The 23,452-nt window shown below is 65.6% G+C and carries 20 protein-coding genes; 10 read left to right on the forward strand and 10 right to left on the reverse strand.

Annotation, left to right across the window (positions count from 1 at the left end):
- Positions 1 to 11: 11 nt before the first annotated feature.
- From OHS57_RS13885 to OHS57_RS13900, 4 genes are all read left to right on the forward strand, one after another.
- Positions 12 to 1,547, forward strand: a complete 1,536-nt coding sequence (locus OHS57_RS13885; protein WP_328582124.1) for an ATP-binding protein — start codon at positions 12 to 14, stop codon at positions 1,545 to 1,547.
- Between the two features lie 13 nt (positions 1,548 to 1,560).
- A complete protein-coding gene (locus OHS57_RS13890; RefSeq protein WP_328582125.1) occupies positions 1,561 to 4,488 on the forward strand; it encodes a Z1 domain-containing protein in 2,928 nt (975 codons plus the stop codon).
- A gap of 123 nt (positions 4,489 to 4,611) precedes the next feature.
- Positions 4,612 to 5,448 carry a NaeI family type II restriction endonuclease gene (locus tag OHS57_RS13895; RefSeq protein ID WP_328582126.1) on the forward strand — a complete coding sequence of 279 codons (837 nt, stop codon included), beginning with the start codon at positions 4,612 to 4,614 and terminating at the stop codon, positions 5,446 to 5,448.
- 31 nt (positions 5,449 to 5,479) lie between these two features.
- Positions 5,480 to 5,932: a very short patch repair endonuclease gene (locus OHS57_RS13900; RefSeq protein ID WP_328582127.1), complete on the forward strand. Its 453-nt coding sequence runs from the start codon at positions 5,480 to 5,482 to the stop codon at positions 5,930 to 5,932.
- A gap of 15 nt (positions 5,933 to 5,947) precedes the next feature.
- Here OHS57_RS13900 and OHS57_RS13905 read toward each other — a convergent pair whose 3' ends face one another.
- Together OHS57_RS13905 and OHS57_RS13910 are read right to left on the reverse strand one after the other, a co-directional pair.
- Positions 5,948 to 7,225 (reverse strand): DNA cytosine methyltransferase, encoded by a 1,278-nt coding sequence (locus tag OHS57_RS13905; protein ID WP_328582128.1) that lies wholly within the window; start codon positions 7,223 to 7,225, stop codon positions 5,948 to 5,950.
- A 184-nt stretch (positions 7,226 to 7,409) separates the two neighbouring features.
- Positions 7,410 to 8,117, reverse strand: a complete 708-nt coding sequence (locus OHS57_RS13910; protein WP_328582129.1) for an HNH endonuclease — start codon at positions 8,115 to 8,117, stop codon at positions 7,410 to 7,412.
- 155 nt (positions 8,118 to 8,272) lie between these two features.
- Here OHS57_RS13910 and OHS57_RS13915 point away from each other — a divergent pair, with 155 nt between their 5' ends.
- Positions 8,273 to 9,307: a DNA cytosine methyltransferase gene (locus OHS57_RS13915; RefSeq protein ID WP_328582130.1), complete on the forward strand. Its 1,035-nt coding sequence runs from the start codon at positions 8,273 to 8,275 to the stop codon at positions 9,305 to 9,307.
- A gap of 106 nt (positions 9,308 to 9,413) precedes the next feature.
- On the opposite strand, the gene OHS57_RS13920 is transcribed toward OHS57_RS13915, so the two are convergent.
- The 3 genes from OHS57_RS13920 to OHS57_RS13930 all read right to left on the reverse strand — a co-directional run bounded on the left by OHS57_RS13920 (position 9,414) and on the right by OHS57_RS13930 (position 13,430).
- Positions 9,414 to 11,246, reverse strand: a complete 1,833-nt coding sequence (locus OHS57_RS13920) for a DEAD/DEAH box helicase (protein WP_328582131.1) — start codon at positions 11,244 to 11,246, stop codon at positions 9,414 to 9,416.
- Positions 11,243 to 12,658, reverse strand: coding sequence for a transcriptional regulator (locus OHS57_RS13925; protein ID WP_328582132.1), 1,416 nt, complete (start codon positions 12,656 to 12,658; stop codon positions 11,243 to 11,245). The genes OHS57_RS13920 and OHS57_RS13925 overlap by 4 nt, the downstream gene beginning before the upstream one ends.
- Before the next feature lie 88 nt (positions 12,659 to 12,746).
- On the reverse strand, positions 12,747 to 13,430 hold the full coding sequence (locus OHS57_RS13930; protein WP_328582133.1) for an HNH endonuclease: 684 nt from the start codon (positions 13,428 to 13,430) through the stop codon (positions 12,747 to 12,749).
- Between the two features lie 355 nt (positions 13,431 to 13,785).
- Here OHS57_RS13930 and OHS57_RS13935 point away from each other — a divergent pair, with 355 nt between their 5' ends.
- The 3 genes from OHS57_RS13935 to OHS57_RS13945 all read left to right on the forward strand — a co-directional run bounded on the left by OHS57_RS13935 (position 13,786) and on the right by OHS57_RS13945 (position 15,961).
- Positions 13,786 to 14,502 (forward strand): hypothetical protein, encoded by a 717-nt coding sequence (locus tag OHS57_RS13935; protein WP_328582134.1) that lies wholly within the window; start codon positions 13,786 to 13,788, stop codon positions 14,500 to 14,502.
- 127 nt (positions 14,503 to 14,629) lie between these two features.
- Complete coding sequence (locus OHS57_RS13940; protein ID WP_328582135.1) at positions 14,630 to 15,124, forward strand: DinB family protein; 495 nt, start codon at positions 14,630 to 14,632, stop codon at positions 15,122 to 15,124.
- 66 nt (positions 15,125 to 15,190) lie between these two features.
- Positions 15,191 to 15,961 carry a DsbA family protein gene (locus OHS57_RS13945; protein WP_041996195.1) on the forward strand — a complete coding sequence of 257 codons (771 nt, stop codon included), beginning with the start codon at positions 15,191 to 15,193 and terminating at the stop codon, positions 15,959 to 15,961.
- Between the two features lie 32 nt (positions 15,962 to 15,993).
- Here the strand turns inward: OHS57_RS13945 and OHS57_RS13950 are convergent, their stop codons facing one another.
- A complete protein-coding gene (locus OHS57_RS13950) occupies positions 15,994 to 17,067 on the reverse strand; it encodes a hypothetical protein (RefSeq protein ID WP_328582136.1) in 1,074 nt (357 codons plus the stop codon).
- Between the two features lie 151 nt (positions 17,068 to 17,218).
- On the opposite strand from OHS57_RS13950, the gene OHS57_RS13955 reads away from it, so the two are divergent.
- Positions 17,219 to 17,527: a hypothetical protein gene (locus tag OHS57_RS13955; protein WP_328582137.1), complete on the forward strand. Its 309-nt coding sequence runs from the start codon at positions 17,219 to 17,221 to the stop codon at positions 17,525 to 17,527.
- 134 nt (positions 17,528 to 17,661) lie between these two features.
- On the opposite strand, the gene OHS57_RS13960 is transcribed toward OHS57_RS13955, so the two are convergent.
- The gene (locus tag OHS57_RS13960) at positions 17,662 to 19,155 is read right to left on the reverse strand and encodes a DUF445 domain-containing protein (protein ID WP_328582138.1); all 1,494 of its coding nucleotides are present in this window, start codon (positions 19,153 to 19,155) and stop codon (positions 17,662 to 17,664) included.
- Between the two features lie 158 nt (positions 19,156 to 19,313).
- Between OHS57_RS13960 and OHS57_RS13965 the strand changes: the two genes are divergently transcribed.
- Complete coding sequence (locus OHS57_RS13965; protein WP_328582139.1) at positions 19,314 to 20,654, forward strand: SGNH/GDSL hydrolase family protein; 1,341 nt, start codon at positions 19,314 to 19,316, stop codon at positions 20,652 to 20,654.
- 155 nt (positions 20,655 to 20,809) lie between these two features.
- On the opposite strand, the gene OHS57_RS13970 is transcribed toward OHS57_RS13965, so the two are convergent.
- Genes OHS57_RS13970 through OHS57_RS13980 form a run of 3 tightly spaced genes read right to left on the reverse strand, consistent with a single transcriptional unit; the run spans position 20,810 to position 23,447 of the window.
- Positions 20,810 to 21,517, reverse strand: a complete 708-nt coding sequence (locus OHS57_RS13970) for a DUF1707 SHOCT-like domain-containing protein (protein WP_328582140.1) — start codon at positions 21,515 to 21,517, stop codon at positions 20,810 to 20,812.
- Positions 21,518 to 21,548: 31 nt separating this feature from the next.
- Entirely contained in the window at positions 21,549 to 22,523 is a 975-nt protein-coding gene (locus OHS57_RS13975; protein ID WP_328582141.1) for an ABC transporter ATP-binding protein, read from the reverse strand.
- 36 nt (positions 22,524 to 22,559) lie between these two features.
- Positions 22,560 to 23,447 (reverse strand): ABC transporter permease, encoded by an 888-nt coding sequence (locus OHS57_RS13980; protein WP_443042886.1) that lies wholly within the window; start codon positions 23,445 to 23,447, stop codon positions 22,560 to 22,562.
- Positions 23,448 to 23,452: the final 5 nt, after the last annotated feature.

A 23,452-nucleotide genomic window follows, 5' to 3' on the forward strand; every position in this document is an offset into this window, starting at 1 on the left:
GGAGGAGAGTCATGCGCCAAGAGCCTGCTGCCGACTGGGAGTACGAGGTCCCTACGAGCGGGAGTAAACGGCTCCCGCCCGACTCGGGGTACGTGGACGCCCTAAAGAACCAGGGTTACGGCTTTGAGGTGGCGGTCGCCGACCTCATCGACAACTCACTTGACGCCGGCGCCCAGAACATCGTCGTGCACTTCCTCCGCGACGACAATCGACTGCTGAGTCTTCTGATTGTCGATGACGGCCACGGAATGAAGGATGCCGACCTTGACGCGGCAATGACCGTTGGCAGGCGCAGGGCGTACGACGACCAGGCTCTTGGCATGTACGGCACTGGACTGAAAGCAGCGTCGTTATCTCACTCGGATGCGCTCACCGTCGTCAGTACGACGAAGACAAGCCGAGCCGCTGGACGGCAGCTGACCTCAGCTTCCCTCGCCGACGGCTATCGCTGTGACACCGTCACGCCTCGTTACGCGCAGACGCTCATCGACCGCTACGACGGCATCATCCAGTGGCACGGAACGATCGTCCGCTGGGACAAGGTGCGAGCCTTTGAAACAGTAGAGAGCAGCCAGACCGACCGCTTCCTGTCCGAGGCCATCCAGAAGCTGGAAACACATCTCGGTCTGTACCTCCACCGCTTCCTCGACAGGGGCGCCCTGAACATCGATATCGTGATCGAAGATGTCCACACAGGCGACGAACTGGACCACACCGGGGTGGAGCCCCTCGACCCGTTCAACTACCGGGTGCCAGGCAAGAGGGGTTACCCAAGCGAGTTCACCGCGCCGGTCGAGGGCATCGGCGAACTGCGGCTGAGGGCCCATATCTGGCCAGCCAAATCACCACGCGCTGAGTACAAGCTGATCGGTCCGCTGGCTGAGCGCCAGGGCTTCTACTTCTACCGCAACAACCGCTTGGTCCAAGCCGGCGGCTGGAACGGCCAACGAGGCAGCAAGGACACCCGCCTCAACCTCGCGCGGATTGAACTCGACCTCCCTCCCCGGCGTAACAGCGTCTTCAGCCTCGACGTGAAAAAGGAGGGCGTCACAGCCACACAGGCGTTTGCGCGAGGTATCGAGAAGGCGGTAGACACCGAGGGGCGGAGCTTCCATACATATCTGGAAGACGCACAGTCCGTCTATCGTGAAGGCTCCTCTCGTACCGAGATCACTCGCAGACCGGTGATTCCGCCGGGCAAGGGATTCGATCCGCGCATCAAAGATGCGATCCGCAAAGAATTGCCCGAAAAACGCGGCGAGGATGCAATCTCAATCAGTTGGGATACTCTTCCCGCCCACCGTTTCTTCGAGCTAGACCGCGAAAACCGGATTATCCAGCTCAACAGAGATCACCGCGATGTCTTCAACGTCGGCCAGCATGGCGGATCTAACGATGCTCCTGTACTCAAGACCCTCCTTTATCTAATGCTGGAGGAACTGTTCGGCTTCGCCCGCTGGGAGAAGAAGCGAAGCGATCAGGTTGATTACTGGAACAGTATCTTGCTCTCCGCTGTCAACGTACAGCGTGACCGGTACACCAACTGAAGAGGCGTGCCTTATGACCGACAACCTGGTCGAGATCCATACAGCGGCGCTCAGCGGAATGCTTCGCGGCCCCAAGACCTTCGCGAAATGGATTCAACTGGCCGCCGAAGATGACTTTCCCGGAGCCGATCTGAGCGAACAATCCTTCGAATCACAGATCGCTAAGCCTGAGAGCGGCCTGACCGCACTCTGGGAAAGAAAACTTACGGAATGGGATTTCGAGGAGCGACCTACCTGGTCATCGAGTGCCGCACGCACCGAGGAGCGGCGCTCTGATCAATATCGATTGCTTGGGTTCGGGGAAGCTCTATGCAAAACATTGACACACACGATTGAAATCTCAAAAGAACCTAGACCGGCAGTCGTCTCTGAGAAATTTACACACTGGTATACGAAAGAACGCGCTGCAGCGCGCTCCTTCTACTGGCCTGCCTACGAACACACGCTCCGCGCCAAAGGCTGGAGCGCGGCAGCGATCGCAGGGCTTGATCAGGCAAGCAGTGCCGTGGTGGAGCGCCTGACCGATCCAGAACAGGAAGAGCAAAGGCAAGCCAAGGGGCTGGTCGTCGGATACGTACAGTCGGGCAAGACCGCCAACTTCACCGGCGTGACGGCTAAAGCCATTGACGCCGGCTACCGCCTGGTGATTGTTCTTGCAGGCACCCTGAATCTCCTGCGAGCCCAGACGCAGCGCCGCCTTGACATGGAATTGATCGGTCAGGAAAACATTCTGCGGGGCGCGGACCCTGGCGACCTGGACACCCTGGTCGGCATCGACTACGTCGGGGACGACGAGGACTGGCCGAAGTTCGTTTCTCACGGGGGCCGCCCCTCAGCTCTCGGTGCCTTCGATATTGAACGTCTCACTACTCGCAGCGACGACTACAAGAGCCTCTTCCAGGGAATTCGCGCACTGGAATTTGAGAAGCGCGAGCCGAAGATTCCCCTATACGATCCACGCAACCTCCACCGAGCCGCCGCCCGAGTCATGGTCGTCAAGAAAAACAAGTCAGTCCTGGCTAAACTAGTGACAGATCTGAAGCAAATCCAGAGTCTTCTTGGAGAGATTCCGGTACTAATTATCGACGATGAATCCGATCAGGCATCAGTTAACACTTCAAACCCCACCAAGTGGGAGTCAGGCCAGACAAACCGAACCACCATTAACGGCTTGATTTCCCAGCTTCTCCGGCTTCTGCCGCGTGCTCAGTATGTTGGCTACACCGCTACGCCCTTCGCTAACGTATTCATTGACCCTAGCGACGCCGAGGACATTTTCCCGCGAGACTTCCTTATCTCGCTACCACGGCCGACCAATTATATGGGTGTCCAGGACTTTCACGACCTGAACCCCGGCGGCACCGCCGAGGAGACCCATGTTCGGAGCATCTGCGAAGACACAGGCGATCTCCTGCAGGAAGCCATGGACGCCTACGTTCTGAGTGGCGCCCTCAAGCTCTACCGTGCTGAGCGCGACGTCGACGACGGTCCCTTCCGGCACCACACGATGCTCGTGCACGAGTCGGTAAAAATGGATGACCATGCGGAACTCGCCCAGCGAATCACCACTATGTGGCATCAGGCTGCTTACACGGGCCAAGAGGGGCACGACCGGCTTGCCGCTCTACTTGCCACAGACTTCTCGCGCTACGTCTCGAAGGCCCTCCCCACACCGGACTCATACGCCGGCCTGAAGCCATATGTCTCCCGGGCTCGCCAGCTCATCAATCGAGGCGGCCACCCAGTTATCGTCGTCAACGGCGACACTGACAGCTACTTCAGCTCAGTGGGTCTGGATTTCGATCGGACTCCCAACGTATGGAAGATCCTTGTCGGCGGAACCAAACTCTCCCGCGGTTTCACTGTTGAGGGACTCACCATCACCTACTACCGCCGTACGACGCGGCAGGCCGACACCCTCATGCAGATGGGCCGGTGGTTCGGCTTCCGCCCGGGGTACCGAGATTTGGTGCGCCTGTACGTCGGTCGTGAAGAGCTTTTGACCAAAACAAAAACGGTCGACCTGTACGAGGCGTTCGAGGCGATCTGCCGAGACGAAGAGAACTTCCGCTCGCAACTGTCGCAGTACGCCGAACTGGTCGACGGTGAACCTCAAGTGACACCCGCCCAGATCCCTCCGCTGGTCTCACAGCACCTTCAGTGGCTCAAGCCGAGCGGCAGCAACAAGATGTACAACGCAGAGGTCGTTGAGATCAGGTCACCCGGCCAGTGGGTAGAGCCTACGGCCTATCCGACCAGCGCTGATGATCTCCGTCATAACACGGAGACCTGGCTGCCCAGCCTTGAGTCCCTCAGCGCGGACGTGATCGCATTCGTCACGCTGAGCGATACAGACCGCGGTAACTTCACCAGCTACCCCGCGCGGGCCACGGTCCTCAACCACGACAAGCTGCTGGCCGTCATGAGCGCCCTCACCTGGGGCCGCCCAGACTTGTTCGCGCCTCATCTCGCCTATCTCAAAGACGCCAGTGACGCCGGCTGCGCCACTGATGACTGGGCGCTAATCCTTCCTCAGACTTCCGGCAAGACAAGCGTGGCAGCCAAATTCGGAGCTTCGCAGCCACTCACTCTGGTGGAGCGAAGCCGAAACGGCCGTGGTGTCTTCAACCGGGTGTCCGGCGTCGCTCATCGACAGTCAGCGGAGCGAATCGCCGGGCTTCGCTTGCCTACCGATGACGACCCTTTCGCCACACAGTTCCACCAGCCTCGGCGCGGGGCCGTGTTGCTCTACCTAGTAGCAGAACCCGGGCTCGGTGCGCCCGGAGAAGTCCTCCCGGCCGGCACCGCAGATCCAGCCAAGATCATCGTGGCGGCGTCATTTATCCCAGCGGCCGCTCCGACCGCCCTACGCCAGCCCATGGTGCGCTTCCGTACCATTGACTCGGCTCAGCAAGGCAAAGCAATCATCGAAGCTATCTGAGCTCCATACACCGGCAACAAGCAGAGCGGGAGCACAACTTCCCCGATGGCGTCACTAGTCCTGCAGCAACTAGGCGAAACATGCACAAATACCGAGAATGGGGAGCACCCACTCCTGAGTCCGGTGGCTGACGTGCAACTACAGGCTGTCCTCGCCTGGTTTTTAGATCACCACGTCGCGGAGCTCTACACCGAGGCAATCCGCAACTCCATCGACTACGTGCTCGACGGAGCGCGAACCGGCCGCTTCGATCTGCGGTCCCCTAAGGTGCATCCCGGAGAACGGGCCTCCGTCGGTGCGAAGCTGGAGTACGAAGTCCTGCGGGTATTCAGCCTCCCGAAGAGCAAGCCGCTCGATACGTTGGTTTCCGAGATTCCCGTGGACATCAAAGCCACCATCGGAAAAAACTGGACGATTCCCACCGAGGCTCACTGTCAGCTTTGTATCTGTACTCAGATAGATCTCACCAGGAACCGGCACCGCACTTGGCTTGTCCGCACCCACCGCTCTTGGCTGTACCGAGGGGCAGGCAACAATGACGGCAAGCGTGGTCTCGCCGCACAAGCACGTGACCAATGGTCAGTCCCCCTCTACGACTGGACAGCTCTTCCTGTCAATCCCCTCACATTTCTTACTGAGGAACAAGCGGACCAGGTACTCGCAGAAAAGCCTGGACAGGTGAAGCGTCTGCTGATGATGTTCCGTTTTCTCGAGGGACGGATCATTCCCCGGAATGTCATTCTCACCGTAGGTGCAGGCAATGGCGACCCAATGCGCCGTGCCAGGCAAGCACGGGACGAAGCAGCCGAGGAGGGGCTGACGTTGCTGTGCGGCGACTGGGTAGAGTCGCGCGACCAGGCAGCCGCTCGTGGTATCTCATTGCGGCCTGGCGAGTGGATCGCCCTGAGTGACAAGCAAGATGAGGCGGGCAGTGTGGGCGGCGGGACCGGCTCGGTCTGAGGCCGCACGACTCCGAGGAGAGCAGACGACAGTGCCGGATCCCGAACCATGGACCCCGCCCGACGGATCATGGGCTTCGTCCGCAGCGCGACGCCGGAACATGCAGGCGATCAAGAGCCGGGACACCAAGCCAGAACAGGTCGTCCGACGCCTCGTTCATGCCCAGGGACTGCGGTACCGAGTAGCTGCCAAACCGCTGCCAGACCTACGCCGGACAGCTGACATGGTCTTCCGCCCGGCGAAGGTAGCGGTGTTCATCGACGGCTGTTACTGGCACGGCTGCCCCGACCACTATGTGCCCCCGAAGACAAACGTGGGGTACTGGTCGGACAAGGTAGCTCGCAATATGGCCCGTGACCGCGACACCAACAGACGCCTTGGAGAGGCGGGATGGACCGTGCTCCGGTTCTGGGAGCACGAGTCACCCGGCGAATGCGCGTCCGCGATCGGAGCCGCTGTCCGGCGCAACAAACACTCAACGTGAAAGTGGCCGTCACCGCTAGCTGATTTTTGCTCGCATCTCGGCAAACTTAAGATGCCGTTCGTGGTCAGCCTGGCCCACAAAGCCCTTGAATCCTGCAAGCCGGTACGACCGGACGTCCTCCAGCTCCTGATGTTCAATGATGAAATCACGTGCCAGATGGGCGATGGAGCGCTCGAACTCACCAGGTTCGAACTTTCCACCGATAGCCTTCTGAAGCTGAGCAACCGTGGCAAACCCGTCCGCGCTATGCAACGCCCTGTACAGAGGGTCGTGCAGAACCTCAGACGCGACTGTTTCCCTGTCGCGCTTCACGCCTTCATGCCTCAGAGCCCTGGCGATACTCGTACCAACCGCGCGGGCGACCGGCGGAGGAAACGCATTGCCGATCTGCCGGTATTTGCTCGTCTTACGTCCGCTGAAGTCCCACTCGTAACCCTCTTTCGGATCCCAACCTTGCAGCACGGCAACCATGTCCGCCGTAAGCCTCGGGCTCTCGTCCACGGGGAACGTCGCGTCAGGCGCCTCATCCCAGACTCCCATGGCATCCACCCCTAGCTCCGCCCATGCTCGCTTGGCTCGCGTCGGTCCGAGGTCAGCACCACCGTGCTTTTTTGATCCACCGACGATAGTGGGGGCGATGTCGTTAGCTCGTGCCGCCCAGGCATCAGCCCCCGGCCATCCATTCTCTGCCATCAAATTGCGGAGTACGGAACCAACCGTCTTGCTTGTACGCTCCTCCGTAGGCCAGTGAAACCACGGAACGTCCGCATCTCGCAGAGCCACAAGCACGAAGCGGGGCCGTAGTTGGGGAACGCCGAAGTCCGCCGCGTGGAGGAGACGCCAGTCGGACCAGTAGCCGAGTTCCTCAAGTCGATCCTTCATATGCTGCCGATAGGCGGAGAACCGCTGGGCGGAAAGGCCACGGACATTCTCCAGCATCAGTGCGTTTGGCTGCATCGTGCCGGCAAGCTCAACGGCCCAGGCGAACAGGTCGCGCTCGTCAGTCGCACCAAGCTGTTTACCCGCGATGGAGAACGGCGGGCAGGGCACGCCGCCAGCCAGCAGATCAATACCCTTGTACTCGGGCAGTTGAGGATTCCAGGTAGCCAGATCGGCTACGTCCCCCGTCTTCACGTCCCAGTGGCTGCGGTTCAGCTTCAGCGTCTTCACCGCGTTTGAGTCGATCTCGACTGCGAGGCGATGCTCAAAGCCCGCCTTCTCCAGTCCAAGTGCCTGGCCGCCTGCTCCGGCACAGATCTCGATCACGGTCAGATCGCGATCACTGGGGCTCATCGACTTCTCCTGGCTTGACTCAATACGAACGTGCAAGTCTCGCAGAGGTGCTGGAGACCAGCCAAAGGGTGGGTCTCGGCACACACTACGACCAGGAAGTATCACAGGCACCACTGACAGCCAGGGCACCACTCAGCAACTGAGCCCTTCAACCGATTTCATCCGCTTTGAACAACTTTCCCCGTCACGACCGCAGCAGGTCCCGAAGATCCTGCTGCATCTGCTCCCGGACCGCGGCGGGAAGCTGTCGGTACATCCCCCACGCGCGTTCAGCCGGGCTCAACGGCCGCACATCGCCTGCCATCCACGCCAGCAGCTCCCTCTTGTACTTGAGGGGGAGCTGCCCGACCCGGTCCCAGACCTGGTCACGCCCCATCTGGACGCCGGTGAGATTTCGCACCGCCTCATTACAGCGAGCGCACTCCGTGATCAGATCCTCAGCATTCGCAGCACTCCCTGACGCATGTGGATTCACATGGCCAAGCGTGAGCCGGGCATGAGAGCCGGGCTCTTCCGGGTACGCCTCGGCCGCCGCAATCCCACATCGGCGGCACATGTGCCCGTCCCGCTCGTACACATAGCGACGCGTCTTGGCACTGATCTGACGCAAGCCCGCCGCCCGGTGCTCCTGCTCCCAGACCGGCAGCCCAATCTCTTCCAGGTACAGCTGGTCGGGCTGGAGACTCGGCATATCCCTGTTCGTTCTGATCACCCAGCCCGCCGGCCGCAGATCACGCATGCGCCGGTCTACCTGTTCAGCGCCAGTGATCGCAGCACGCAGCGCCGCTTTCGAGAACGTCCCCCGCACGCCGATCTCGTCGCGCAGCCAGAGCGCGACCCGAACCCGCGTGCCCAGCTCCACATTGCGCCAGTCCAGATCGCCAGTTGGCATCAAACACACAGCCTTAGGTCGAACAAATTCTCCAACGATGCACCCTTCGAGTGATGATCTTAGCTTGCCGCCACTTGCCGCGGCAAGTGGCGGCAAGCTGCGAACAGACCACGGCATCCGCCGCTCGGTGCGGCGCAGCGAAGGGGACTTCCCGCATGACTCAGACAAACGGCAGGCCAGCCGACGTCGACCTCAGATGCGTAGAAATCTGTGCAGGGGCAGGAGGGCAGGCCCTCGGACTGGAGCGCGCCGGTTTCGCACACACAGCGTTGATCGAGCTTGATGGAGACGCGGTCGCCACTCTCCGCAGAAACAGGCCTAGTTGGAACGTGCTGCACGCGGACGTGCGGTCTCTCGAACCAAGCCAACTGCGGACAGGCGGCGAAGACGTCGGACTGCTTGCCGCTGGGGTGCCCTGCCCACCATTCTCGCTGGCCGGCAGGCAGCTTGGCGCCCACGACGAACGTGATCTCTTCCCTGCCCTGCTGAAGCTCACCGCAGCACTGAAGCCCAAAGCAGTGATGGTGGAGAACGTCAAAGGCATCCTGCAGGCCAAGTTCAGCTCATACCGGTCAGGCGTCCTGCGGGAGCTCGCAGCTCACGGATACCAAGCAAGCTGGCGCCTCCTCCGGTCTTGCGACTACGGAGTACCTCAACTCCGGCCCCGGGCAGTACTCGTCGCCCTGCGTACCGACACCTTCCCCCACTTCAGCTGGCCAGAGCCCGCTAGCTGTGCTGAGACAGCCCCGACGGTCGGCTCGGTGCTCTACGAGTCGATGGCGTCACGCGGCTGGGAACTCGCCCGCCAGTGGGCTGACAGTGCGACGCGTATCGCCCCCACGCTATGCGGCGGTTCACGTAAGCATGGCGGCGCCGACCTCGGTCCGTCTCGCGCACGCCACGCCTGGTCGAGGATGGGGGTGAACGGATCCAGCGTCGCCGATGACCCGCCACTCCCAGGAGCAACCCTGCCCGTGAAGCTCACCGTCGTGCAGCTGGCACTTCTCCAGAGTTTCCCGGCTGACTGGATATTCTCAGGCGGAAAGACGTCTGCTTACCGGCAGGTAGGCAATGCCTTTCCGCCGCCCGTGGCCGAAGCTGTGGGCCGAAGCCTCGCTCATGCGCTGCTTCAGGCTGAGACCTCGACGACTGACGGCATACCCCAGACAGTTCCGACGGCGTATCCGTAGGCGTCAGAAATCGATGCCAGGTGCTGGACCTGATCAGAGTTGCCGCGTCTGAGCAGGTCCAGCCCCCCTCCTCACCAGCCAAGGCGGCGCCGCACGGCGGGTGTCCTCACCGAGCGGCGACAGCATCGACATGGCTCAGAAGCGCGCGAACGTCTGCCATATCCATGCCGGCGGCGGCGGACGGTTCTTCCTCCAAGTCCGCCAGTTGCTGAACGGACGGGTCATCAAGGATCTGGCCCATGAATTTCAGCTTCTCTTCGAGCCTCATCGCTACGATCTCGTCAATCGTTCCTTCAACGGCTAGTACGGTCACCCGCGTTTCCGTGCCGGGTGCCAGCCCCAGCCGGTGGATACGGTCCAGGCTCTGCAGGAACCGGCCAGCCATGAAGTCGCGGTCCACATAGACCGCGTCGTGGCATACCTGATGCAGGCTGATGCCTTCACCCAAAGTCGCCGGGTTGGAGAGCAGGACGTGGCAGTCAGGGTCGTCGCGGAAGCGACGGAGCTGCTCCTCACGGTCGGGCGTACCTCCGTGGACAACCGCGGGCTGGTACGCCGCGAACATGCGCTCCATCGTGGTGAGGCTCCGGACAAACGTTGTCCACACCAGAGTCTTGCGGCCGGCCGCTGCGTTCTCTCCGACGATCTTTACCGCTTCCTTGTACTTCGGAGAGAGTTCGTGCTGCGGAAGCATCCGCATGAGTGAGTACAGAGATTCATTCTCCGGCACCTCCAGCGGCGGTACTTGATACGTCAGCGGCTCATACCTGCTACCGCCCTCAACCAACAACGCAGGACTCGTCGCTGCCATGAGCAGCCGCAGCATCGCCTTGCCGAGAGCATCAAAATCAGAGCGCGATGCCTCCGCCCGAGCCGTGAACCGGCCTACGAGCGCGTCGTACACCTCCCGGTGCAGGACAGGCATCTGCAGGTACCTGATACGGGTCTCGAAGGGCGGCAGTCCCAGCTCGTTCTTGGTAGTTCTGGTGAACAGCGGTCTCAACACGGAACTTGCATAGGCGAGGTCGCCTCCCGCAACCGCCTGCGTGACAACACGGCGACCGTGTCCAGGCCACACAAACGACAGCAGGTTCTCCAAGTCCCGTGCCCCGTTCGGAGCGGGTGTCCCAGTGAGGATGAGCCGCCGCCTGCTCAGTGGGCCAAGAGCCATGCAGGCACCGCCGTAGATCCCCCGAGCACCGAGCTTCATTCGGTGCGCTTCATCCAGGATCACCATCGAAGGCGCCGCCCGGAGCCAGACGGCGAGCGCGGTGAGGGACCGGTCCAGACGCTCGTAGTTGACAATGAGGATCTCCGCGCTGGGGTCAGGGCTCCGCTCCATGACGACCGTGAGCGGCGGCTCTTCAAAGCAATGAGAACTCTCAAACAGCCAGGACTCATAAGCAGACTTGGGGCTGACGACGAGCAGCCGACGGACCTCTCTCCGCTCGCGCATCGCGGCATACAGCGCCAGGCCGACACGGGTCTTCCCCGCCCCCGGCACACTGAAATTGGCGCCGTGCTGCATCGAGAGCAAGCGTGCGATGTCCCTTCGCTGAAAGTCGGTAAGGTCCGCGCGCCAGTCTGGGCCGATCGCCTCGTCCAGTGCTTGACCAGCCAACGGCGGCACGGCGTCGAACGGCCGGTGAAGCTGCTGCTCGGCCTGGTCCGCGTCCTCAAGAACGCTGCTGACCAGGGAGAGAAGATCGTCATCCCACTGGACTGACTCCCCGTCTGACCAGTCAGCGAGGACGTCAATGCCCACCAGGAAATCATCGAGGGGCAGTTCAAGGGTGACGGGCCCGCGCTGGCTGCCCGAGGGGAAATGAGCCGCCAAGCGCGTTAGCTCAGCACGATACGTCTCAGCTGCGCGCAGCACTGCCTTGGTGCGCGATACGTCGAAACCGATCCGCAGAGACGGTTCTGCCAACTCCGTCACGACGCCTCCGGACGCAGGGCATCGACCAGCCATGCCACACCGTCGCCCGGCACCTCGATGCTCTGAGAGGCCGCGCGGGCGAGCCTGTCGAGACTGGTCCGCAGAGCGAGGACGGCTTCATCAAAGGTTTCTTCATCGAGACTGCGAGAGGCCCGGGCCAGCGCCATGTCCGTGATGCACTGGTCGATGTCCTGGCAGGCATCGTGGAGACGGTCAGGGGCAGCCTGCTTACGCTTACGAACCCTGGCGTCCTTGCCCGCAGGTTCCAGCGCATCTTCAAGGGCACGCTTCGCCTGCTTGTACACAGCCGCAGCCTGCTCGTGCTCCGCCGTGGAAACGCTGTCTACCGCCCGTTCGACCGCCTTGGCACGCAGCACGGCGTCGGTGAACGAACGGGCAGCGGATACATCCGGTGACGCAGACCGTACTGGCCGGTTGATTCCAGGGATTCTGCGCTCGACCGTCTCGGCCGGCGCCGCCTTGAGATCCTCCGGCAGACGGTGTTCCAGGTAACGGCGCCTGAAGTCCGTTTCAATAAGCCGGACGTCAGTCTTGGAGAAATCCATCACGATCGCGGCGAGGCGGTTTTCCTTGAGGAGATCTGCCTTTTCCCGGTCGCCCTTGGACTCTTTGCTGTAGGCACGGTGGAGTTCTCGGAGCTTCTCCTGGGCGTCTTCGAAGTCCATCAGCCGCAGCTGGGCCTGATCCGACTTGGAGCGCTCGGTCAGGTCTCGCAGGCACGACAGCACCCAGAGGTCCTGTTCCGCCGTCGCCGGGCGGATTCTGAACTCCTTGGCAACGTCAGCAAGTGGACGGCCGGCTGATACTTCCTCATCAATGGTCAGCAGACGGTTGATGTAGGAGTACGGACGCCGTGTGTCATGCCGGAGCTGCAGAGACAGCTCCACGGCATTGATGTCCGCCCAGGTGCAGGACTCGGGCAGTACGCCAACACGGATGTGAGCAACACTCAGTTCGCGCAGCGCCGCCGCACGGGTGTTGCCGTTGACGAGTACACCGTCACGGGTGATGAGTCCCGGCTCGTTCTGCCGGAAGTCCTTCAGGCTTTCCTTGAGATCCTCAAAGTCCTTGTCCCGCTTCGCCGGGTCGGACGGCTCCGCCTGGAGCAGGTACTCAAGGTAGTCCTGGCTCTCTGGAGTCCACGGATCGGCGTCCAGCGCCCGGTCGCGTGCCGCGTCGAAACTCCGCTGGGCACGGATGCGATGGGTGCCGGGATTGTAGTAGAGCGACTCAACCGGCATATCAATGACCTGGACAACGTGCGGCTTGGTACGCCACTCGATCGTCAAGGTCTCCTGGAGACCGGAACCGGAGGCGAGCTCCTTGAGCCGCTGCTCCACCAGGTCCTGGTTCTCGGTGGCGCGGGGCGGCCGGCCGAAGTCGTTACTCACTCTGCATTCTCCTCATATCGGGCTTTAGACGGCTCAGTTGACGCTCCTGGTGGGAGGAATCAGACGTACCTCCCACCAGGAGTAAAAGTCAGTCGGCAGGGCGCAAGAGCGCCTCACGGACCTTGGTCCTGGACTCGGCCGGCAGGGAACGGTAGTCGGCCCAGAACTTCTCCACGGAGCTGAACTCGCGCTGATCGGCCGACACCCACCCGGTGAGCATCTTCCGCTCAAGAGCACCCAGCCCCTGGATGCCGTTCAGCAGCGCTCCAAGGTCCACAGCCTGTCCCCGCCCACCCACACGGCAACGGTTGCATTCAGCCACAAGCTCGACCGTGTCGGGACCCGACGGCTGCTTCACCCTCCGACGGGCAATGTCCAGCTGCGCCGTCTCGTAAGAGCCGGCATAGGTCTGCCCTGGGGCGATGCCACAGGACCGGCAGAGATGCCCGTCTTTTGCCAGCACCTCACGACGCTGGGTCTGAGTCACCGAGAGTCCTGACTTGGTGGCCTTCCCCGGCTCCCAGACGGGCGCTCCCTGCTTTACGAACCTCAGCTCGTGCTGTCCAAGTGACAGATCTTCGCGGTGGGTATCGATCTGCCAGTCATGATCGCGCAGATCCCGTACCCGGCGGTCCGCCTGACTGATGCCGGGGAAGGCCACGTTGATGTCTTCCTTGGTGAAGACGTTGCCCTCACCGATCTCAGCGAGCAGCCACAGGGCGGCGCGCTTCATCGTGCCGTAGCTCTTATCTGTCCAGGAGGGCAAAGCCATCACGTTCCCCTTACCTCAGTGTCGAGACCTGCGTGAACACCGCACTAGAACCAGAGAAGACCTGAGCCATGACGGTTCCAGCGAGAGCTCAAGCCTTGCCTGGCGTAAGGCCCTTGCGCCAGTCTCTGGGGAGTTTCGAGGGGTAATGGAAAAGTTGAATGTCTTCCCGCTCAAGGCATGCTGACGGACAATCAGAAGTGTTTAGTGTTGCGTCCCCTGCATGCCTGGAGGAGCTCTCTTGCCGCACAGACCACCCCGGAAGTGGAAAGAGCTTCCTGCCCACTGCACCGAGGCACACCGACGGTTCGTCACGGCCCTCCGTGCCCTGCGGGAGTGCAGCGAAGAGACGCAGGAGATGATCGCCCACCGCGCCAATCAGTCGTACTCGACCCTCTCCAACCACCTGAATGGCGGGCGAGTGCCGGAGATCCAGCTACTCACCAGCTTCTACAAGGTGGTCAGGGAGGACGCGCTCGCGTCTGGGCACACGGTGCCGCACACTCTCGACGCTCTCCTTGAGATGCGGGTTCACGCACTGGAGAAGCACTGCGCCTGCTGCACGGTCGGGTTTCCCTCCGACGTACCGGCGGTCACCACCGTTGTCGCTCCGCAGCCTCCGCCAGAGCCGGCTTCGCGGCGCGTTCGGCGCTCTCCCCGTAAGCCACGGACCGTTCGCTATGCGTCCGGGCGCTCTTTTTCTGCCCTCACGGCACGGGCAAGGGTGCCGGTCCCCCTCCCCGCGGGGGACCGGCACCCTGAAACGCAGCTTGAAGAACAGTGGGCTGAGCTCGGCACCTTGCGGCGCTATCTTTCCGAGGGCCGTGACAGGGACGCATTCATCATGCTGTGGAGTGCCGCTACAAGACTCCCATCGGCTGACGTCCCAATTGTCGTCTCAGCGTGTCGCTCAGCAGGACTGGACGAGGAAGCGAACACCGTCCTCACCAGTGCCGGCAGGCGCGACGCGCAAGCCGTCCTTAACATCGCATCCGCCTTCCACGACAGGCAGCTCTATGCCGACGCCAGCCTCATACTGACCACCGCCACGGAGGCGCAGCAGGAACAGAACTAACCCGTGGGTCCGGAGATCGACAGGTCCCCCGACTGGTCTCTCGGGGAGGCATCCGCGGGTGTGAGGGCTGGCAGGTGGGGGCGGGTGGCGTTGGGTGGGGGGTGGGGCTGTTAGCTTCCCCCGCATGATGCGACGTGTGCCGGCTACCGGCGACGAGAAGGAAAGTCTGTACGTCAGTCTCGACCGGCATCGTGACGCGGTGTTGTGGAAGCTCGACGGGCTTGACGAGGAGCAGGTGCGGCGGCGGATGACGCCGTCGGGGACGTCGTTGCTCGGGTTGGTGAAGCATCTGGCGTGCAACGAGTACGGGTGGTTCTGCGAGACGTTCGGGCGCGGCATCGAGACGCTGTGGTTCGATCCCGAGGCCGGGGAGGACATGAGCGTCGAGCCCGACGAGAGCACCGCGAAGATCGTGCACTTCTACGGGCGTTCGCGGACCGAGGCCGACAAGGTGATCTCGGAGCTGGCGCTCGACGATGTCGGGACGTCCTGGCGGGGCGAGACCGTGTCGATGCGGTGGGCGCTGATTCACATGATCGAGGAGACCGCGCGGCACGCCGGGCATATGGATATTTTGCGTGAGCTCGTCGACGGCGCCACGGGTGATCATCCGCCGCTGTAATCGGTTCGTCGGTGATCCCCGCGAGCCGGTACGGTACGCGAACTACTCATGGGGAGGGCATCGTTGATGCAGGTGGGAAGACGAAGACCGGTACGTGGCGCCGCGTTGCTGGCGGGGGTCCTGGCGTTGGTCTGTGTCGCGGGGTGCGGGGCGCGTGACCCCGACAGGGCGCGGTCTGGTGAGGGGCGCGGCGGGCGTGGGGCGGCTGCTGTCTCGGCGGAGGGGTCGGCTGAGCGGCTGGAGCGGGACGGGACCACCATCACCGTGGGCGATTCGGCCGCCGAGCATGCGTTCATGCTGTACGAAGATCCCCGTTGTCCGGTCTGCCAGGAGTTCGAATTGACCGGGGGTGCCAAGACGATCATGGCGTCCGTGCGGAAGGGCGAACTGAGGGTCCAGTACACCTTGGCTTCCTTCCTGGACGACAGACTGGGGGGACACGGGTCGGTCAAGGCGGTGAACGCGCTGCGCGCCGCTCTGGAACAGGGGAAATTCGCGGAGTACCACGACGTGCTCTACGCGAACCAGCCCCCTGAGGAAGTCGACGGGTTCACCGACGGCGAGTTGCTCGCGCTCGCCTCGAAGGTGCCGGGTCTGCGGAGCGAGAGGTTCGACTCGGCGGTCAGGACGATGCGTTACCGGGACTTCGTCGAAGCGTCGGAAAAGGCCTACGAGGCGGACGGCGCCGGCGGGACACCCGAGTTGCGGGTCGACGGGATCGTTCTCCCTGACGGGGCGCGAGGGTTGATTTTCGACAAGGAGTCGACCTCGAAGCTCATCGACATCGCCATGGGCCGGTTCCGGCCGGACCCGCCACGAATGCCCGCCGAGGGCTGAGGTTCGGGGGGCGGCGCGGGCGGCGGTTCCGGTCAGGGGTGCGGGCGTACCACCACCGACGGGCGGTCCTTGCGGGCTTCCGCCAGGCGGAGTTTGGTGAGGACCGCCGCCACCAGCTCCTGCGGGTGGTCGCGGACCAGGGCCGGGACCGCGCTCACCACGTCCACGCCGTGGGATTCCAGGAGCAGTCGGCGGCGGAGCGTCGCGCGGTACGCGGTGATGCCCAGGTGGTACTCCTCCGAGTCGACCTCCAACGCCACCCCCGCGTACGGCCAGTACGCGTCGGGTCTCGCCAGGAACGCGCCCGAGGCGGTGAGGAGGGTGGGGTTCCACAGCGCAGGCGGGACGCGGGCAGCGGTGAGGACGTCGCGGGTCTCGCCTTCGGCGATCGACCGTACGCCCACGCGCAGTTCGTGGATGACGGCGCGCAGCGCCGGGTTGCGCAGGGCGTGGGACGCGCGGAGTTCGGCACGTAGATCCTCCGGATGACAGCTGGCCCTCTGGACGGTGTTGGCGAGCACCGCGCGCACCCGGTCCGCCGATGGTTCGTGGCGCGCGAAGTCGGACGCGGCACGGACCGGGCGTACGCACGGGATGCCGTTGACGAGGAGCGTGGGCGGCCAGCGGGTGGTGCGGCGCAGCCGGACGTACGAGGTGTCGCGCAGGCTGCGGCGGGACGCGACCAGCACCTCGGCGCGGTCCGTCGCCACTCCCCGCACCCCGTACAGCGCGAGCGCCGCCTCGCCCGTCAGCACCGCCGTCGCCCCGGACATCGCGCCCGGCCCGGCGCCCGGCCCGGCGCTCGGCCCAACGCTCGGTCCGGCGCTCGGTCCGGCCTCCGCCCCCTCCACCGGGCAGGCGCCCGCGCCGCGCGCCGTCACCGCGTACAGGACCGCGCCCAGCAGCCGCTGCCGCGCGTCCGGGTCGCCGGTCTGTATCAGCACCACCCCCGGCAGCAGCCGCTGCCAGGGCCCGCCGCTCGCGCAGCGGCGGGCGGCGGTGCTCGGGCTCAGCCCGGTGGCCCGCAACTGGCGGGTGGTGGCCAGCCGTAATTGGCTACGGGCCAGACGATTGACGGCCGCGTCCGCGGCAGTGGTTCTTGGCATGCCGGTTCCGTGCCCGGCCGTCATGGACGGGTAACCAACCGTCACTCACTGTTACGTTCTTTTGCGTCCCCCGTTGCGTTCCGCACCTTCCGCTCCTCGTTACGCTCGACAGCGACCAAGAACAGACAGCCAGACAAGGGTGGGAAACAACATGGCCAAGATTCCGGCCGCAGCCGTCGCGGCAGGCGGGCTCGTCGGCGGCTACGCCGTCGCACGCTGGACGAAGAAGCGCCCCCTCGGCGGCGTGGCGCTGCTCGCCGCCGGCGCCGTCGCTGCGACCCAGTGGCAGCAGGCCGCGGGAACGAAGGCGACCGTCGCCCTGAGCAGCGCGTACGTCGCCGCCTTCGCCGGGTCGCACCCGCTCGCGAAGAAGCTCGGCGCCTGGCCCGCGGTCTTCGCCTCCGCCGGCACCGTCGCCGCCGCCTCCTGGGCCGTCACCCGGCGCGCGCAGAATTCCTGACCGCCGCTGAACGCCCATGGGGTCCGCTCCGTATCTAAGAGCAACTCCCCCATGGTGATCGGGCGCGTGAGCGGATCAAGAGGATCCGCTCACGCGCCCGGTGCTTTCACGCCCGGTGCTCTCACCCGCGACTCTCACGCACCCAGCGCCTGCGTGACCGAGTAGATGACCAGCCCCGCCAGCGCACCGACCACCGTGCCGTTGATCCGGATGAACTGCAGGTCACGACCGATGTGCGCCTCGATCTTCTTCGACGTGTCGTCCGCGTCCCAGCTCGCGACCGTGTCCGAGATCAGCGACGTGATCTCCGAGCGGTACGTGGAGACGACATACGCGGCGGCGTCCTCGATCCAGCCCTCCAGCTTCCCCTGGAGCCTGCTGTCCGTCGCCAGCCGCGCGCCCAGCGAGAGCAGCGAGGCGCGCGCCCGCAGGCGCAGTTCGCTGTGGTCGTCGTCCGCCGCCGAGATGATCATGGCGCGTACGGAGGACCAGGCCGAGGCGATGACGTCCTGTACCTCGGGCCGCGACAGCAGATCCGACTTCAGCCGCTCGACGCGCTCCTTCGTCTCGGCGTCCGACTGCAGGTCCGCCGCGAAGTCCACCAGGAAGCGGTCGATGGCGCCGCGCGCCGGGTGGGCGGGCATGTCGCGCATCTCGGTGAGGAAGCGCAGCAGCTCCTTGTAGACGCGGTCGCCGATCTTGCGGTCCACGAACCGCGGCGTCCAGCCGGGCGCGCCGCCCTGCACCGCGTCCATCACCGAGTCGCCGTGCATGACCAGCCAGTCGTGCGCGCGCGAGCAGATCAGGTCGACGGCGCGGTGGTGCGCCCCGTCCGCCACGACCTTGTCGAGGGTCTTGCCGATGCCGGGCGCGACCTCGGCCGCGTTCGCCCTGCGGGTGATCGCCTCGCCGACGACCGCCTGGACGTCGGAGTCGCGCAGCACGGTCAGGGCGCCGCGCAGCGCCGTGGAGAGCTCGGCGGTGACCCGGTCGGCGTGGTCGGGCTCCGCGAGCCAGGCGCCGAGCCTGCCGCCGATGCCGAGGGCGCGCAGCCGGGCCCGTACGACGTCGGCGGAGAGGAAATTCTCCCCGACGAACGCGCCGAGCGACGTCCCGAGCTGGTCTTTCTTGTTCGGGATGATCGCGGTATGCGGGATGCGCACGCCCAAGGGGTAGCGGAAGAGCGCCGTCACGGCGAACCAGTCGGCCAGCGCGCCGACCATGCCCGCCTCGGCCGCCGCAGCGACGTAGCCGGGCCAGCCGCCCACGCCCGAGTTCTTCGCCCAGGTCGCGAGTACGTAGACCACGGCGACCAGCAGCAACAGGCCGGTGGCGGTGGTCTTCATCCGGCGCACACCGCGGCGCTTCTCCTCGTCCGCCGCCGTGTACGAGAACGCCGGCAGCGGCGACCGCCCCCCGGGCCCCGGCCCTCCTGAACCGGGCCCCGACCGTCCTGAACCGGGCCCCGAGCCACCAGACCCTGACCCTCCGGACCCCGGCCCCACCGAGCCCGGCCCCGCGGAATTCGGCGCGCCGGGAACCTCCGGGGCCTCCGCGGCCTCTTCCCCTGTGCCCGCGTCCGCCGGGGCGCCGTCTCTTGACGCCTCGACCGGATTCGTACGTTCCATGCGCTCCACCCGTCCGCGTACGCATTCGTTCCTCAGACCTGCCCGTAAGACCTGCCCGTACGCATTGTCCCTCTTGAGGTACTCCCGGGGCGCACGACGAGTTCCCTCGTCATGTCGGATGATTGTCAGAGCAGTGAAGAGTGAGGGGAGCCGGGGGTATGACCAGAAGACACGGATATGCCCTGTTCGGGTCGCTCGTCGGGGTAGTGACCCTGGTGTGTGCAGCCATATTCGCCGGGTTCACCTTCCTCGGCCCCTCGCCCCTGCGCGCCACCGACCAGTCGAAGAACCCCGGCGAGACCCATAACCGGCTGAGCAGGGCGGCGCCCGCGGCGTCCGGCGCCTGGGTCGGCTCCTGGGCGGCGGCGCCCGCGGGGGCCGAGCCGGGGCTGCCGAACGGGCTCCCCGGCCGCTCCATCCGCAACGTGGTGCACACCAGCATCGGCGGCACCGGCGCCCGGATCACCTTCTCCAACCGTTTCGGCTCCGCGCCCCTCATGATCGGCCACGCCTCCGTGGCGCAGCAGTCGCAGCGGTCCGACCCCGGCAGCCGCAGCGGCGGCGCCCAGGCCCTCACCGGCACCATGCGGCGGCTGACCTTCGGCCGCCACGCGGTCGTGACGGTCGCCCCCGGCCGGCAGATCGTCAGCGACCCGGTGCGGCTGCGCGTCCCTGACGACAGCGACCTGCTGGTGACGCTGTACACACCGGTCGCGGGTGGCTCCGTCACCTACCACGCGCACGCCCAGCAGACCTCGTACCTCGCGACCGGCGACCGTACGGAGGACGCCGGCGGCGCCGCGTACACCCGGCCGACCACCCACTGGCGCTACGTCACCGGCGTCGACGTCCTGAACCAGCGCGCGCGGGGCGCCGTCGTCACCTTCGGCGACTCGATCACCGACGGCCAGGGCTCGGCGCAGGGCCGCAACCACCGCTGGCCCGACGTGCTCGCCGACCGGCTGCGCGAGAGCCGCTACGGCGTGCTCAACGAAGGCATCGGCGGCAACCAGCTGCTGAACGACGGACTCGCCAGGGGCGCGGGCCAGAGCGGCCTCGCCCGCTTCGACAGCGACGTGCTCGACCGGGCCGGCGTCAGGACCGTCGTCATCGACCTCGGCATCAACGACATCCTGCGCGGGCAGCAGCGCGACCCGTCCAGGATCACCGCGGGTCTCCGCGCGCTCACCCGGCGCGCACACGCCCACGGGCTGCGCGTGGTGGGCTCCACGCTGACCCCGATGGGCGGCCACATCGGTTTCGACGCCGGCCAGAGGGCCGTACGGGACCAGGTGAACGCCGCGATCCGGGCGGGCGGGATCTTCGACTCCGTCGTCGACTTCGACAAGGCGCTGCGCGACCCGTACGCCCCCGACCGGCTCGCGCCCCGCTACGACTCGGGCGACGGGCTGCACCCCAACGACGCCGGGTACGAGGCGATGGCGCACACCGTCGACCTGGCGCAGCTCACGGGCAAGGCGGCGGCCACACAGCTCTGACGGCGGTTACGACGGACAGCGCACCGGCCACGGACCACGTACCGGCCACAGGCCCGCGCGCACCGGCCACCGTCCACGTACCGGCCACAGGCCCGTGCCGACTACAGGCCGCGCACCGGCCACGGGCCACCTACCGGCCACCGGCCACGTACCGGCTACAACTCCTTGCGGGGCGACCTCTTCTTCTCCAGCCGGTCCCGCTCCCGCTGCTCCTTGAGCCGCCGCTTGTCCGCCTGCCGCAGTTTGCGGTCCACCCCGACCCCGCCCATCAGCGCGAACCCGGTCACGATCACCTTCGGCGAACCGGCGCTGATGCCGCCCTCGGCGCTGCTCCCCGACTCGCCGAAGCCGCCCATGAAGCCCCAGCCGGTGACCTCGACGTCCATGTCCGGCGGTACGACGACACCGACACCGCCCATGAGGGCGAAGCAGCGGATCACGGTCACCCGGTCCTCGAACCGGGCCTCGCGCAGATCGATCTCGCCGCCGCCCATGAACACGGCCGCGGTGAACTTGCGGCCCACGGTCCAGCCGCCCTTGCGGCCGAAGCCGCCCCAGAACGCGAACGCCCCGCCGGAGGTGGCCTTTCCCCGCCCGACCAGACCCGCCCAGCGGTCGCCGCCCTCGTGCCGGGCCGCGTCCCCGCCCGGCCTGCGGGCCAGGTCCGTCGTCGTCCCCGGGGCGGGCAGGTCGCGCACCAGCGGCGTCAACTCACCGTGTGTACGGGCCTGGTAGGCCGCACCGAGGCGTTCGTCGAACTCCTCCATGTCGAGCCGGCCCTCGGCCACGGCCTCGCGCAAGCGCTCGGCGACCTGTTCCCGCTCGGCATCAGAAGCGCGCGTCTCGCCCCGTTCATCGGTCATGTCAGCAGACTAGTAGCCGACGAGGCGCACGTCACACAGCCGATCGGTCCGCGTACATCTTGGCGATCACGGCCTCGATGTCCGGCTCCCGCACCGACAGGTCGACCAGCGGATACGCGGCCGCCACCCGCGCCACGAGCGGCGCCGCCGACTGCGTCGCGGGGAACGCCAGCCACTGCCGCGGCCCGTCCACCCGTACGACCCGGGCCCCCGGCGCCTCGATCGGCGGCAGCTCGCGCTCCAGGTCCACCACCAACGTCCGCTCGCTCTCACCGACTTCGTGCAGCCCGGCCAGCGAACCGTCGTACAGCAGCCGGCCGTGGTCGATGACCATCACCCGCTTGCAGAGCATCTCGATGTCCGTCAGGTCGTGTGTCGTGAGCAGCACCGTCGTGCCGCGCTCGGCGTTCAACTCCCGCAGGAACTCCCGCACCTTGGCCTTGGAGATCACATCGAGCCCGATCGTCGGCTCGTCCAGGTACAGCACCTCAGGATCGTGCAGCAGGGCCGCCGCGATGTCGCCGCGCATCCGCTGGCCCAGGGAGAGCTGTCGTACCGGTACGTCCAACAGGTCGGCCAGGTCGAGCAGTTCGACACAGCGCTCCAGATTGGCCCGGAACCGCGCGTCCGGGACGCGGTACATCCGGTGCATCAGCCGGTACGAGTCGATCAGCGGCAGGTCCCACCAGAGCGTCGTCCGCTGGCCGAAGACCACACCGATGCGCTGCGCGAGCCTCGTACGCTCCCGGGACGGATCGATGCCGGCGACCCGCAGCCGGCCCGCGCTCGGGGTCAGAATGCCGGTGAGCATCTTGATGGTGGTCGACTTGCCGGCCCCGTTCGGGCCGATGTAGCCGACCATCTCGCCGCGCGGCACCCGGAAGCTGATGCCGTCGACCGCCCGCACCTGGTGCTTCTCGCGGCGCAGCCGGCCGACCTTGCGCCGGACGTCGAAGACCTTCTCGATCCCGTCGAGTTCGATGAATTCCGCACCGCTCGTACCCATGCCCACTCCTCCTCGCCGTCGCCGTTCGATCCGTCTTCAGCTGCCGGTGCTGCGGTACGCCCGCAGCCCCGCCCGCCACAGCACACCGGCCAGCGCGCAGCACACCACCGCCACCACCGGGGGCAGGAACGCCACGAACTCCGGCAGCCCCAACGGGTCCTGCCTGTCGAGCACATACAGCGCCGGCAGCCAGTTGACGAAGGCCAGCGGCACCAGGAACGTCACCCCGCGCACCAGGTCCTTCGCGAACAGTCCCGGCGGGTACTGGAGCAGCGTCGTCCCGCCGTACGTGAAGGCGTTCTGCACCTGCGAGGCGTCCTGCGCCCAGAACTGGAAGGCCGCGCCGGCGACGAACACCGCACCGAAGATCACCGCGCCGCACACCACCATCATCGGCACCATCAGCACCCGCAGCGGCGTCCAGTCGACGTCCAGCACGGCGAGCGAGTAGCCCAGCACCAGCGCGCCCTGGAGCACCCGGCCGAACCGCCGCAGGGCGAACCGGTCGGCCGCCATCTGCGCGAGCACCGGCACCGGGCGCAGCAGCAGTGTGTCGAGCGTGCCGTCCCGCACCCGCGACCCGAGCCGGTCCATCGAGCCCACCGTCAGGTCGGTGAGACCGAACGCCACCGTCGACGTGCCGTAGAGGAAGGCGACCTCCTGCAGCGAGTAACCGCCCAGCGTGTCCACGTGGTTGAACATCAGCAGGATCGTCACGAAGTCGAAGGCCGTCGCGGCGAAGTTGCCGAACGCGGTCATCACGAACGACGCGCGGTACGCCATCGTCGACCGCAGCCACATCCTGACGATCAGCAGGTAGGCGCCGAGGCCGTCCCGCAGCGCGGCCCACCGCGTCGACCGGGGAACCCACACCTCACCGGCGGGCCCCGCCGCCCCCGCGACCCACTCGGTCGTTCCAGCCACTCCGG

The sequence above is a fragment of the Streptomyces sp. NBC_00370 genome, from assembly GCF_036084755.1.
In the GTDB taxonomy this organism is placed as follows: Bacteria; Actinomycetota; Actinomycetes; order Streptomycetales; family Streptomycetaceae; genus Streptomyces.

What these genes read in the sequence shown, in the direction of transcription:
- OHS57_RS13885 (WP_328582124.1), top strand. Translation starts at nt 12, where the DNA reads ATGCGCCAAGAGCCTGCTGCCGACTGGGAGTACGAGGTCCCTACGAGC.
- OHS57_RS13890 (WP_328582125.1), top strand. Translation starts at nt 1,561, where the DNA reads ATGACCGACAACCTGGTCGAGATCCATACAGCGGCGCTCAGCGGAATG.
- OHS57_RS13905 (WP_328582128.1), bottom strand. Translation starts at nt 7,225, where the DNA reads ATGAGCCCCAGTGATCGCGATCTGACCGTGATCGAGATCTGTGCCGGA.
- OHS57_RS13910 (WP_328582129.1), bottom strand. Translation starts at nt 8,117, where the DNA reads ATGCCAACTGGCGATCTGGACTGGCGCAATGTGGAGCTGGGCACGCGG.
- OHS57_RS13915 (WP_328582130.1), top strand. Translation starts at nt 8,273, where the DNA reads ATGACTCAGACAAACGGCAGGCCAGCCGACGTCGACCTCAGATGCGTA.
- OHS57_RS13930 (WP_328582133.1), bottom strand. Translation starts at nt 13,430, where the DNA reads ATGGCTTTGCCCTCCTGGACAGATAAGAGCTACGGCACGATGAAGCGC.
- OHS57_RS13935 (WP_328582134.1), top strand. Translation starts at nt 13,786, where the DNA reads ATGATCGCCCACCGCGCCAATCAGTCGTACTCGACCCTCTCCAACCAC.
- OHS57_RS13940 (WP_328582135.1), top strand. Translation starts at nt 14,630, where the DNA reads ATGCGACGTGTGCCGGCTACCGGCGACGAGAAGGAAAGTCTGTACGTC.
- OHS57_RS13945 (WP_041996195.1), top strand. Translation starts at nt 15,191, where the DNA reads ATGCAGGTGGGAAGACGAAGACCGGTACGTGGCGCCGCGTTGCTGGCG.
- OHS57_RS13950 (WP_328582136.1), bottom strand. Translation starts at nt 17,067, where the DNA reads ATGCCAAGAACCACTGCCGCGGACGCGGCCGTCAATCGTCTGGCCCGT.
- OHS57_RS13955 (WP_328582137.1), top strand. Translation starts at nt 17,219, where the DNA reads ATGGCCAAGATTCCGGCCGCAGCCGTCGCGGCAGGCGGGCTCGTCGGC.
- OHS57_RS13960 (WP_328582138.1), bottom strand. Translation starts at nt 19,155, where the DNA reads ATGGAACGTACGAATCCGGTCGAGGCGTCAAGAGACGGCGCCCCGGCG.
- OHS57_RS13965 (WP_328582139.1), top strand. Translation starts at nt 19,314, where the DNA reads ATGACCAGAAGACACGGATATGCCCTGTTCGGGTCGCTCGTCGGGGTA.
- OHS57_RS13970 (WP_328582140.1), bottom strand. Translation starts at nt 21,517, where the DNA reads ATGACCGATGAACGGGGCGAGACGCGCGCTTCTGATGCCGAGCGGGAA.
- OHS57_RS13975 (WP_328582141.1), bottom strand. Translation starts at nt 22,523, where the DNA reads ATGGGTACGAGCGGTGCGGAATTCATCGAACTCGACGGGATCGAGAAG.